This window comes from Variovorax palleresanus (assembly GCF_051144945.1).
GTDB lineage: Bacteria > Pseudomonadota > Gammaproteobacteria > Burkholderiales > Burkholderiaceae_C > Variovorax > Variovorax paradoxus_S.
The window spans coordinates 455,613-469,021 of the sequence record NZ_JBJNVP010000002.1 but is presented as its reverse complement, the minus strand read 5'-3'; the positions used below and the strand labels follow the sequence as shown (position 1 = coordinate 469,021).

The window sequence follows — 13,409 nt, the reverse complement described above, 5'->3', positions numbered from 1 at the left end:
ATGGATTACTCCTTGCGCAGCCAGTTGCCAAGGGTGCTCAGCAACCCTTCGCTCCGCGCTGCGCCTTTCAGGTTGCCGAGCGGCAACTTCTCGAGATCCGAGAGATCGGAGCCGTCTGGCCCCTGGTGCCCGGACGTCGCGATCTGGCCGAGGTTCTCGAACAGGTAGCGGCGCGAGTTCACGCGGTAGCCCAGCGTCTGTTCGGTCTGCTGGATCGCCCGCAGCACGAGCAGCGAATCTCCGCCAAGGTCGAAGAAGTTGTCGGTGGCGCGGATCTCGTTGACGTCGATCCCGATCACCGAGGCCCAGATCTGCGCGAGCTTGGCGTGCTCGGGGTTCAGCAGAGCGTCGTTGTTCTTCTGCGCAGTGGCCGCTCCGTTGCCCGGTGCCAAAGTCTTGATGGGGTCGATGGCGGCGAGCTTGCGCAGGTAGCCCGCGGTGGGCGAGCCTTCGGTGGTGGCGAGCTCCGCCAGCGTTTCCTTGGAGTGATCGACCACCCTGTACAGCACCTCGAGATAGCGGTCGCGCAGCTGCGCTCCGGTCTCGCGCAGGTAGATGTCGGCGTTGTAGATCAGCGCGCCTTCCATCCCCTGGGGCTTGTCGAGCAGCCAGACGCCGATGTCGTCGGTCGCGCCGCGCTGCATCACGTGCATCTGCTTGTTCTGCAGGGTGCCGATCGAACGCGGACGTTCGCGCGCATCCTGGAACGAGAACATCGCCTGGTAGGGGCCGACCGCGCGGATGTGGCTCTCCAGCCCGGACTGTGCCATCAGGCGTTCGAACGGAACCTGCTGGAAGTTCATCATCGTGAGCAGCTCCTGCTTCACGTAGCGCATGAAAGCCGGCAGGGAGAGGTTGAAATCGACCTCGAGCGAAACCGGCAGCACGTTGTTGAAGCAGCCCATCACGTCTTCGGTTTCCGGCTGCTGCCGGCCCCGGATCGGGTTCGCGATCACGATGGACCTGGAGCCGATGACCTGGCTCATGGTGAGCGCATAGACGCCGAACGTCAGCATGCTGAGCGTCACGTCCATGCCGCGCGCCACTTCGCGCAACTGCTGCGTCATGGCAGGCGTGATGTGGATCCAGTGCGCGCCGCCCTGACCGCTCTTGCCCGCGCGCCGCGGCATGTCCGTGTTGGGCAGGCGGGGCAGCGGCGCGCTGGCAAAGCGCTGGCGCCAGAACTCCAGCTGCTGCTTGCAAGCCGGCTCCTCCATCCATTTCTCGAGCCACTCGGCGTAGTCGCCGTGGGTGGTGGCAATGGGAGGCAGGCCGTGCGGCCGCCCGCGCTCCGCCGCTTCGTAGATGGCCGCGAGCTCGCGCTGCAGCAGGTCGAAGGACCAGCCGTCCCAGACCAGGTGGTGCGGCACGAAGATGAAGGCGTGGTCCTTCTCGGCCAGCTGGTAGAGCGCCATGTGCGCCATCGGCGCGCGATGGATGTCGAAGGGCTCGTCGGCCAGCTCCTGGACGCGCTCCATGAGCTCGGCCTCGCGCTGGTCCGCCGGCAGGCCACTCAGGTCGATCACGGGCAACGAAAACTCCACCTGCTCCGCAACGACCTGGGCCGGCTTGCCCGTGGCCGGGTCGATGCCCATGCTGGTGCGCAGCGAAGGCTGGCGGCGGATGATTTCCTTCACCGTGGCCTCGAAGCGGGCGGCGTCGAAATCGCCGATCAGCCGGCGCACCGAGGGCGCGTTGTAGACGGAGCGGCCGGGATACAGCTCTTCCATCAGGCGGATGCGTTCCTGCGACGGCGTGAGCGGCGCGGTCCTGCGGTTGAAGTTGCACGCAAGCGGCGCCTGCGCGCCCACGCCCGCACCCTGCAGCCCTTCGACCACCGTGGCCAGCCGCTCGGCCGTGGGCGCTTCGAACAGCGCACGCAGCGGCAGCGTGATCTGGAACTCGCGGCTCAGCATCGTGGTGAGGCGCGCAGCCAGCAGCGAGTGGCCGCCCATCATGAAGAAGTCGTCGCGCATGTCGAGGCCCGGCAGGCTCAGTACCTTCTCCATGGCCGCGAGCACCTTGGCTTCGCGTTCGTTGCGAGGGCCGGCACCGCGCTTCACCTCGTCGCGCGAGACCGCCTGCGGCGGCGGCAGCGAGACACGGTCGACCTTGCCGTTCGCCAGGGTGGGCAGCTCCTTGAGCGTGACCACGTGCTGGGGCAGCATGAAGGCCGGCAGGAACTCCCGCAGGTGCGCCATCAGCGCATCGAGATCGAAACTGGCGCCAGGGGTCAGCGCAAGATAGGCCACCAGCCGGACATCGCCGGGATGGTCTTCGCGCGCCACCACCACGCTGCGCGAGACGCCGGCGACTTCGCAGCAGCGGGCCTCGATCTCGCCGGGCTCGATGCGGTAGCCGCGCACCTTGACCTGGAAGTCGAGCCGGCCGAGATGCTCGATCAGCCCGTCGTTGCGCCAGCGTCCGCGGTCGCCGGAGCGGTACATCGCCTTGTTGACGCCGAAGATGCGGGCCGTGACGAAGCGCTCGGCGGTGAGTTCCGGGCGATCGAGGTAGCCCAGCGCGAGGCCGGCGCCCGCAATGCAGATTTCACCCGGCACGCCGATCGGGCAAGGCTGCAGGTCGGCGTCGAGGATCCAGATTTCCGTGTTGTCGACGGGCTGGCCGATGGACACGCCGCGCGACACGATCAAGTCGGGGTCGACGCACCAGGCCGTGGAGTACACCGTGGTCTCGGTCGGCCCGTAGCCGTTCCAGAGTTCCGTGAGCCGCTCGCACAGCGCAAACGCAAGGCTGGGCCGCAGCGGTTCGCCGCCGGTCCAGCCCCTGAAGCCCGGTGCGCCGGGCCATTGGGCGTCGAGCAGCAGCTGCCACATGCCGGGCGTGGCCTGCAGCAGGGTGATCTGTTCCTGCTCCAGCAGCTTGGACAGGCGGTTGCCGTCCATGGCCGTTTCGCGCTGCACCATCACGATCTGGGCCCCTGTGGCCAGCGGCAGCAGCAGGTCGGGCACCGCCATGTCGAACGACAGGGTCGTGACCGCGCCGATCCGGTCCTCCGCGTGCAGGCCCGACACCCGGTGCATCCACTGGAGCAGGTTGGCCACGGCGCGATGCGGCGCGTACACCCCCTTGGGCAGGCCGGTCGAGCCGGAGGTATAGATCACGTAGGCCCCGTCTTCGGGGCCCGCGTCGTCATCGCTCGGCGGCAACGCGTCGGCGGACTCCTGCTGCCATGCGGTGTCGCGGTCGATCTCGAACAGGCGGTCGCCCGGGTCGGCGCGCCAGTTGCGCGGCGCACCCACGACGTCCGACGAGGTCAGCAGCAGGCTGATCGAGGCGTCCTTGGCGTAGTGCTCGAGCCGGGCCTGCGGGAACGCGGGATCGAGAGGAACATAGGCGCCACCCGCCTTCAGCACGGCCAGCAGCGAGGCGACCATCTCGAGGCTGCGCTCCAGGCACAGCCCCACGCATTGGCCGCGGCGCACGCCGCGTGCGCGCAGTGCACGGGCCAGGCGGTTGGACTTTGCATCGAGTTCCGCATAGCTGCAGATCCGTCCGCCGTCGCGCACCGCGGGGCGGTCGGGTTGCAGCGGCACGCGCGCCAGGAAGCCGGCGTGCGCCAGCGGCGCTCCCACCAATGCGATGGGTGGCGGCTGCAGCGCAATCAGCGCCTGCGCGCCTTCGGCCGACAGCACCTCGAGGCGGCCGATCGCTTCATCCGGCGTGCGCGCGCCGGAGCGCAGCACGCACTCGAATATGTCGAGCCAGCGCTGCACGGTGGCGTCGTCGAACAGGCTGGTGTTGTACTGCGCCTCGATCTGCAACCCGCCATCGAGCGGCCGCAGGTTCAGGAACATCTCGGAGTTTTCATACTGGCGCGGGATCGTGTCCTGCACAACCTCGAGACCCGGGAAAGACTGCGCGCTGGTGGCGACGTCGGGGTCGACGTTGAACATCACGCTCACCAGCGGCAGCCGGCTCGGGTCCCGCTGGAGAGAAAGCTTGCCCAGCAGCGCGCCGTAGGTGAGCGCCTGGTGTTCGAAGGCGTCGAGCACGGCGGTGCTGCATTCGCTCATCAGGGCATCGAACCGCAGTTGGGCGGGTGCGGCGATGCGCAGCGGCAGCAGGTTCACGCAGTGGCCGACGAGGCCGGGCATGTCGCGTGCGAGCTGGCCCGAGGCCGGAATTCCGACCACGATGTCGTCCTGCCCCGTGAGGCGGTGCAGCGTGGCGACGAAGCCGCCGAGCAGGCCCGCGAAGAGGCTGGCGCCGGCCTTGGCGCTCACCGTGCGCAGGGCGTTGACGAGGCGGCGGTCGAGCAGGCGCTCGGCACGCCGCGAGCCGAAGGTGCGGGTGGCCGGGCGCGGATGGTCCAGCGGGAGTTCGAGCACGGGCAGGGCGCCGCCGGAGAAGCGTTCGAGCCAGTAGTCCACGTGCGGCTGCATGTCCGGATGCAGGGCTTCGGCCGCCTCTACCGCGGCAAAGTCGGAATAGGAGGCGGCGGGCTGGAGCGGGTGTCCGCCGCCCGTCTGCTCGGCATACAGTTGGCCGAGCTGTTCGGTGATGACCACCCATGACCAGCCGTCGCAGACCACGTGATGGGCCGACATGACGAGCTCATGCTCGTCACCGGTGAGCCGGCACAGCACGGCCCGGAACAGCGGGCCGTGTTCCAGCGAGAAAGGCGTGCACACCGCTTCGGCGTGCGCTGCCTCGAGCGCCTGCTCGCGCGCTTCGGGCGCGAGGCCGCTCAGGTCCTTCTGCTCCATCGGATCTTCGCCGGGCTGGCTCACCAGCATGCAGCTGCCGTCGGGCGAGATGGTGGCGCGCAGCGACTGATGGCGTGCGACCAGCCGGGCCACGGCACGCGCCATGGCATCCCGGTCCAGCGGGCCGCGAAGGCGCAGCAGCACCGATTCGTTGTAGGCCATCGAGGCTTCGGAGCTCAGCGTGGCGCCGAGCCAGATCTCGCGTTGCGATTCCGTCGTGGGAATCACGCATTCGATGAAACCGCTGGCGGCGGGAGGGCGAAGAACGGCGTTCATGCTGCGGCCTTTCCGTTGATGAGTTGATTGGGTGAGGAGGCGTCCGGCACGTACCAGAAGGGCTGGCCGTCGATGTCGCGGGCCAGCACCGAGCCGTCTTCTTCCTGGGCCTTGCGATAGTCGAACCCCGTGACGACGGTGGCCCTGCGCGGCAGGAAGCCGGACTCCTGCATCTCGGCCACGGATTCCTTGAACACGCGGCTGATGGTCGCGATGTCTTCCGCGCTGTGCGCGCTGGTCAGGAAGCAGGGGAAGTTGTCCAGGATGTGGACGCCGCGGCTGCGCATCATGGCGAACAGCAGGTCCTGCAGCGGATGGTCTTCGAGCCAGCTCACGCGCCACAGCGAGGCGAAGTGGCGCACGGCGACGGGCGCGCCCACCTCGACGCACCAGGCCGTGAGTTCGCCGGCCAATTCGGCGGTGCTCGTCGTGAGGCCCGCCTGCAGCGCCGGACCGGCTTCCTTCAGATGTTCGAGCGAGGCCTTGGCCGCGGCCAGCGCGAGCGGGTGCCGCACGAAGGTGCCGGCGAAATAGGTCACGCCGACACCCGGGATCGAATCGTCGCCGTACTGCCAGGCACCGCCGTCGAGCGCGTCCATGAAGGCGCGCTTGCCGGCGATCACGCCGACCGGAAAGCCGCCGCCGATCACCTTGCCGTAGGTGGCGAGGTCCGCGCGCACGCCGAACAGTTCCTGGGCGCCGCCCAGGGCGGTGCGAAAGCCGGTGATGACCTCGTCGAAGATGAGGCAGGCACCTTGCTGCGCGGTGATGGCGCGCACTTCTTGCAGGAACTCGCGCGGCTGGAAGTCGGGGCGGCGGCTCTGCACCGGCTCGACCAGCACCGCGGCAAGGTCGTCGGCGTTCTCGCGGATGAAGGCCAGCGCTTCGGCCGTGCCGTAGTCCAGCACGCGGATGTCGCCGAACATGCCGCTCATCACGCCCGGTGCGGCCGAGAGGCCCTTGCCGCCCTTGCCCGCGCGCACCAGCACTTCATCGAAAGTGCCATGGTAGGAGCCGGTGAACGCAACCACGGTGCTGCGCCCGGTGACCGTGCGCGCAATGCGCAGCGCGGCCATCACCGCTTCGGAGCCGGTGTTGCACAGGGCGGCGCGGTCGCAGCCCGTGAGTTCGCAGATCAGGCCGGTCACGTCGGCGGCCAGCGGATGCTGCGGCCCGATCTCGTAGCCGGCATCGAGCTGCTTGCGCACCGCTTCCTGCACGAAGTCGGGCTGCCAGCCGAACATATTCATGCCGAAGCCGTTGAGCGCATCGACGTATTCGTTGCCGTCCAGGTCCCAGAGCTTCGAGCCCTTCGAACGCTCGATGACGATCTGGTAGGTGATCTCCTTGGTCAGCGGCCGGAAGCCGTTGACCACGCGCGGGTCGGCCATGTGGGGGCGGTTTGCCGCGGTGAATTCCTTGCTCTTGCGGGTGCGCTCCACATAGCGCCGCATGAAGGTGGCCAGCCGGGCCTTCTGCCGGCCGCTCGGCTCCGCGGTGCGCTGGGTGTGAATGCGGGCGATGGCGCCGAACGCCTTGGTGACGTCGTAGCGCACCGGCTCCTTGGGCGCGCTGCCTTCGTCGGCGGAGGGCTGCGCGGCAGGGGCCGGCGCGGCCTGGGCCGGTGCGGCCGCGGCCGGCGCCGGCTGCAGGAGCACGGTGGACCTGGCAGGGGCCGCGTCCGCTCCCATGCTCGAGAGCAGCGCAAGCTGCTGCCGCATCAGTTCCATCTGCTGCGCGACCAGTTGCGCAAGCGGCGCGGCTCCGATGCCGTTGGCGGCAGCGGTTGCATTGATCGGCGACAGGTACGCGGTGGGCTGCACGGCGATGCCGGCTTGCGCCGCAGCCGGGACCGATGCGGGAACGAAGGCGGGTGATGCCACCGGCGCGGGTGCTGCGGCCACGGGTTCGGGCGGCAGGCTCTCCTGCAGGAATGCGGCGAGCGTGTCGAAGCAGCGGTAGTTCTCCATCAGCTGCCGAAAGCTGAGGTTGACCTTGAAGCGCTTCTTGATCTGCGTGGCAACCTGGGTCAGCGTGAGCGAATCCAGGCCGAGTTCGCCGAAGGCGGCGTGTCCGTCCGCCTGTGCCATGTCGGTGCCGGAGATGTCCTCGAACAAGGACCGCAGCCGCGCCCCCATGGGTTCGGCGGCTGGAGTGGACGCGGGAGAGAGAAGTGGCGCGGGCGCAGCAGCTGTCACGGTCGGCTCCAGGATGAGGGGTGGAACGAAGGGCGCAAGCGCAGGCTGAGGGGCAGCCGGCGCATCGATTGGCAGGGCGAGCGGCGCGGAAGCCAGGCTCGCTGAGGGGGCCGCGATGTCGACCCAGAAACGCTTGCGCTCGAAGGGATAGGTGGGCAGGCGCACACGCTGCGCGCCGGCCCGAACGGCAAGGCGGGACAGCTCGACGTCTGCGCCGCAGGTCCAGAGGCGGGCCAGGGCCAGCCGCAGCGTGCGGGCCTCGTCGGGCGGTTCGCCGTGCAGAAGCGACATCACTTCGCCCGCGCCGTGCTGGCGCACCAGCGTGGCGAGCGTGTTGCGCGGGCCGACCTCCACGAAGAGCGGCCGCGCCGCATGTGCCATGGCGCCGCGCACTGCCGGCGAAAACTGCACGGTGCTGCGCAGGTGGCGGGCCCAGTAGGCGGCGCTGGTGGCTTCCGAGTCTTCGAGCAGCCGGCCCGTGAGCGTCGAGAAGATCGGGATCGTGGGCGCATGCAGCGCCACTTCGCCGACCAGCGCTTCGAAGGGCGCAACGGCGGCGTCCATCATGGACGAGTGAAATGCGTGCGAGGTCTGCAGCGGGCGGGCTGCGATGTCGTCCTTCTGCAGCTCGGCCTGCAGTGCTTCGATGGCGTCGAAGGGACCCGCGACCACGCAGGCCTTGGGGCCGTTGTCCGCGGCAAGCGACAGCGACGGGCCGAGCCGGGCCGCAAGTTCGGTCGCGCCCATGCGCACCGACAGCATCGCGCCCGCGGGCTGGGCCTGCATGAGCGCGCCGCGGCGGGCCACCAGCCGGGCGGCGTCTTCCAGGCGCATCACGCCCGCCAGCACGGCGGCGACGAACTCGCCCACGCTGTGGCCGATGAGCGCATGCGGCCTTGCACCGAGCGACAGGAGCCGGCGTGCCAGCGCGTATTCGAGCGTGAAGATGGCGGGCTGCGTGACGGCCGTGGGCACCAGCGCCTGGGCGTCGGCGCCGAACATCCGCTCGCGCAGGTCGAAGTCCAGCGCGCCGCCGAAGGCCTTGATGCAGGTGTCGAACGCAGCGGCAAACACCGGGTCGTTCGCATGCAGGTTCTTGCCCATGCCGGGGTACTGGGCGCCCTGGCCCGGGAACATCAGCACCGGCTGCGGCGCGCGCGCATCGATGCGGCCGCTGACGCGCCACGGCCCGTCGTTGCCGCGCAGCGCGGCCACGGCTTCGGCCGCATCGCTGGCCACCACCGCGCGGCGGAAGGCGTGCGCCTTGCGGCCGACGCCCAGCGTGTAGGCGACGTCGGCCAGCGGCACCCCGGGCGTTGCATCGAGGTGCGCCGCGAGCTGCTCCGTCGCCACCGCCAGCGCGGCCTCCGAGCGGGCCGAGAGCGGCAGGACCTGCGGGCCCTTCGCGCACGTGGATGCGGGGCGCACCGGTGCTTCTTCGACGACGATATGCGCGTTGGTTCCGCCGACACCGAAGGAACTGACGCCCGCACGGCGCGGCGCGCCGGCGCGCGGCCACGGCTGCAGGCTGGGCGACACGTAGAAGGGCGTGCGCGCGAAGTCGATGGCCGGGTTGGGCGCGCTGAAGTGCGCGGTCGGCGGGATCACTTCATGGTGCAGCGAGAGGGCGGTCTTGATGAGCCCGGCGGCGCCCGCGGCCGTCACCATGTGGCCCACGTTGCTCTTGAGCGAGCCGAGCGTGCAGTAGCCCAGTGCGTCGGTGTGCTCGGCGTAGGCGCAGGTCAGCGCCTCGACTTCGACCGGGTCGCCCATCGGCGTGGCGGTGCCGTGCGCCTCCACGTACGAGATGCTGCGCGCGTCCACGTTGGCGGCCGCCAGTGCCGCACGAATCACCGCCGCCTGCCCGTCCACGCTGGGCGCGGTGAAGCTGGCCTTGCTGCCGCCGTCGTTGTTGACGCAGGCGCTGCGCAGCACGGCATAGATGGTGTCGCCGTCGGCCTGTGCGTCGGACAGGCGCTTCAGCAGGACCACCGCGGCGCCGTCGCTGAACACCGTGCCCCGGGCCTGCGCATCGAAGCTGCGCGTGCGGCCGTCGGGCGAGAGCATCGAGCCCTCCTGGTAGAGATAGCCGCTGCGCGTCGGGCAGGTGACCGATGCGCCGCCGGCCAGCGCCATGTAGCACTGGCCCGTGCGCAATGCATGGAAGGCGTGGGCCACGGCCACCAGCGAGGTCGAGCAGGCCGTGTGCACGCTCACCGCGGGCCCCGTGAGGTTGAGCCGGTTGGCCACCCGCGTGGTGATGTAGTCCTTCTCGTTGGCCAGCATCACCTGGAACTCGCCCACCGCTTCGATGAGGTCGGGCCGCGTGCTGACGTGGCGCTGGAAGTAGCTGGCGTTGTACATGCCGGCATACACGCCCACGGGGCCCGGCGCGGCGTCGGGCACATAGCCCGCGCGCTCGAGGCATTCCCAGCAGATCTCGAGAAACACGCGCTGCTGCGGGTCCATCAGCGCGGCTTCCTTCGGGCCGATGCCGAAGAAGGCGGCGTCGAAGTTCTCGATGCCCTCGATCACGCCGCGGGCCCTCACGTAGGCAGGGTCCGTGCGCAAGGCTTCGCTGACGCCGGCATCGAGCGTCTCGTCGTCGAAGAAGCTGATGGTGTCGCGGCCGGCGACGAGGTTGTCCCAGAACTGCTCGACGTCCGCCGCGCCAGGGAAGCGGCCCGCGGTGGCGATCAGTGCGATCGCATCCGAAAGGTCGCCGGTGTCGGCGGTGCGAGGCAGCGACGCGCGCGGCGCGGCGGCGGTGGGCATGGGCGATGCGGCTTCGCCCGAGGCCGGCTCCAGCTCTGCCGCCATGGCGCTCGGCGTCGGATGCCGGAAGAAGAGGGTGGTCGACAGCGGTTGCGCGCTGCCCTGCTGCAATTCGGCCAGCACCTGAAGCACCCGCAGCGAATCGCCGCCGAGATCGAAGAAGTTGTCGTGGCGCCCGACCTTGCCGATGTGCAACGCGCGCGCAAAGGCTTCGCACACCCGCTGCTCGGTGGCGTTGCGCGCCTCCTCGAACGGCTGCGCGAGTTCGGGGCGGTCGCCCACCGGTTCGGGCAGGGCCCTGCGGTCGAGCTTGCCGTTGGGCGTGACCGGAAGCTGGTCGAGCCACACCTGGGCGGAGGGCAGCAGCGCCGCCGGCAGCCGTGCGGCCAGGTGCGTGCGCAGCCCGTCCCACGAGATCTTGTGCGAGCGCGCGACGAGGTAGGCCACCAGGCGCAGTTGCCCGTCGGCATCGGGCCGTGCCACCACGGCGCAGGCCTGCACGGCTGGATGGGCCAGAATGGCCGTCTCGACCTCGCCGGTCTCGATGCGGTGGCCGTGGATCTTGACCTGCCCGTCGCGGCGCCCGATGAATTCGATCGTGCCGTCCGGCAGCCAGCGCGCCAGGTCGCCGGTGCGGTAGAGGTGCTCGCCCGCTTCGCCGAACGGATCGGGCACGAAGCGCTCTTCCGTCAGCTGCGGCTGCCGCAGATAGCCGCGTGCGAGGCCGTGCCCGCCGATGCAGAGCTCGCCGATCAAGCCCGTCGGCAGCAGCGCCATCGAAGGGCTCAGCACGCGCAGCACGGTGTCCTTGATCGGCCGGCCGAGCGGCACCGAACGCAGGTCGGCCGGCAGCGCGTGCGGGATGCGGTAGGTGGCCGCGAAGGTCGTGCATTCGGTGGGCCCGTAGCCGTTGCGGAGCGTGAGGCCCGGGAGTGCAGCCAGTGCGCGCCGCACGTGCGGCACCGAGAGCGCTTCGCCGCCGGTGATGAGATGCCGAAGGCCCGAGAGATGCCCCGGGTCGTCGTCGATCACGGCGTTGAACAGCGCGGCCGTCAGCCATGCGGTGTGCACGTCGTGGCGAGCGATGGTGGCGGCAAGGCCCGCGCCCGTGGGCACGCGCTCGCCGTGGATGACGCAGCAGCCGCCATTGAGCAAAGGGCCCCAGATTTCGAACGTGGCGGCATCGAAGCCGAGCGGTGCGGCGTGCAGCACGGCGCATCCCGGTGCCAGGTCGGCGTAGTCGACATCCACGACCAGGCGAAGGATCGCGCGGTGGCAGATCTCGATGCCCTTCGGCGTGCCCGTGGAGCCCGAGGTGTACATCACGTACGCCACCGATTCGCCGTCGATGGCCGGTGCGCGCCATGGGGCGAGTTCGGGAGGCGCGGCTTCATCGAGCAGCAGCAGTACGGCCCGGGACTCGGGCACGAGGTGGCGGTGCGCCGACGTGGCGATCACCTGGCGCGCGTTCGCTTCGTCGAGCATGTACGCGATGCGCTCCGGCGGAAAATCCGTCGGCACCGGCACATAGGCGGCGCCCGCCTTCAGGATGCCGAGCTGCGCGACCACGGCCTCCATCGACCGCTCGAGCACCAGGCCTACGCTGTCGCCCGCACCCACGCCCAGGTGCTGGAGGCGGTGGGCGAGCCGGTCCGACTGCTGGTCGAGCTCGCCATAGCTCATCTGCGCATCGCCCTCCGCGAGGGCGACGGCATCGGGCGCGGCAGCGGCCCGGCGGGCGAACATCTCGACCACGGTGAGGCTGCGGTCCAGCGGAGACAGCGCGGCGTTCCAGGTTGACAGCTGCTGCTCGCGGTCGGCGGCAGAGAGGGTGCGAATGTCGCCGAGGGGAGCGCCGGCGCGGTCCATCAGGTCGGCGGCGGTGTCGGCGATGGCCGCGAGCAATTGCGCTGCCATTGCCGGGTCCAGAAGGGTCGCCGCCGCGTCGGCATGAAGACGCGGCGTGCCCGAAGTGGTGGACAGCCAAAGACGGAGGGGGGCCTGGGGACCGGCGGTGCTGGCGTTGCCGCTCAGCCAGAGAGAGTTCGGTGTCGCCTCGGACGGGTTCGCAGCTGCTGTACGGCGGCGCTCGTCGAGCGTGGCCAGCCAGTTGCCGGCCGTCTGGGCGGGATCAAAGACGGCGGCAATCGCCGTTCGGCTCGCCGCCGGTTCCGATCCGGTGCTGCAAATCTCGTGAAGGACGGGCTCCGGCGTGCCGAGCCAGCGGGCCTGCAACAGGAGCCAGGCTGCTGCAAAAGGGGCATCGGGCAGCTGCGCCGAGGCACCGATCCACTCGGCCCAGCGCAGTGCACTTTCTGGTTCGATCTCCCATGCACTGCCGATCCGCTCGTCCGTTTTTTTTGAATTCAAGCCCGGTACCAATACATCTTCCAATGGAAGATGGAGGGGCGCGAATTTTGCCGGCAATGCGGATGGGGATTTCATAGGGGAGATGTAATAAGAAATGCATGCAATTGGATCGACAGCGATTTACAAATTATTAAGAAGAATGGATGTAGTACGTAGGTTTGTATTTCGCTGGCAATCCTAGAGACTTTGCTTGGGGCGGTGTAGGTGAAAACTTGTCAAGTTGCATTCCGGAAACGCTCGTTACATAACCGTACTACCTCAGATCGCTTGAATAGGGTAGCTAACGCCTTTACCGCGGAGTTGCGAGCCGAGCGCAGGCCCGGCGGGTCCGGGCTTTCCTATCTGCGCGGCATCGCTTTTTCACGGAAAGGCTTTTAGCCATGGGACTCACTGTAGAAATTGCGCCCCCCGCCCGCATGAGCGATGCGCCCCCTTTGGGAGGAGACAATCGCCCCCTTTCCGCGGTCCACAACCATGACAAAGCGCCTGCTGCTGCTGCGCGCGTCCGGCTCGGCGGGATTTGCCGGCGCGCAGGCGTGCGCCCCACCCGGGCGGTGACTCAAATTCGGTAGAGGAGGCGGGGGATGGCTAGATCCGATTTCGGGTATCGGAAGCAGGCGAGGCGTCCCTGACGGCTATTGGATAAGCGCCGTTTCCGCTGGGGCACGCGACGAATCCGGGTCTTGAGGCCTACTACCTATGGCCTATGAAGTTCGGCAATTGGGCGGTAGTGGATTTGTAATGAATTACCCAAACTCTGTAAGAGTTTTAAAAAATTCGGCAAGAAATCCGGGCGTCGTGTGATTCTCTGCAACAACTCGATTGATAGGCTGGGGTTTTTGTTGAAGGACGAGAAATGTTAGGTGATATTTTATTGCCCAATGTGACCGTCCTCGAACGTTCTGGAAGCTATCTATATTCGAAACTCGAACGGACCTCCGACGCGATCATTGCCAATGCCACCTATTTCGGCAACGCGCAATGGGCAGAGGGGTATCTGGATTACTGCCATCGTGACGCGCACTTCAAGAGCAGGTGGCTGGCCGCTGGCGGCGACTGG

General features: G+C 68.7%; 2 protein-coding genes. Both read right to left on the bottom strand.

The genetic code is table 11. The features are described 5' to 3' along the window. Nucleotides 1–5 precede the first annotated feature (5 nt). The gene (locus tag ACJ7Z0_RS05960; RefSeq protein ID WP_434789081.1) at nucleotides 6–5,006 is read right to left on the bottom strand and encodes an amino acid adenylation domain-containing protein; all 5,001 of its coding nucleotides are present in this window, start codon (nucleotides 5,004–5,006) and stop codon (nucleotides 6–8) included. Then, complete coding sequence (locus ACJ7Z0_RS05955; RefSeq protein ID WP_434789080.1) at nucleotides 5,003–12,424, bottom strand: amino acid adenylation domain-containing protein; 7,422 nt, start codon at nucleotides 12,422–12,424, stop codon at nucleotides 5,003–5,005. The genes ACJ7Z0_RS05960 and ACJ7Z0_RS05955 overlap by 4 nt, the downstream gene beginning before the upstream one ends. Nucleotides 12,425–13,409 lie beyond the last annotated feature (985 nt).

Coding starts and splice junctions, on each gene's coding strand:
- ACJ7Z0_RS05960 (WP_434789081.1), bottom strand. CDS start 5,006: ATGAACGCCGTTCTTCGCCCTCCCGCCGCCAGCGGTTTCATCGAATGC.
- ACJ7Z0_RS05955 (WP_434789080.1), bottom strand. CDS start 12,424: ATGAAATCCCCATCCGCATTGCCGGCAAAATTCGCGCCCCTCCATCTT.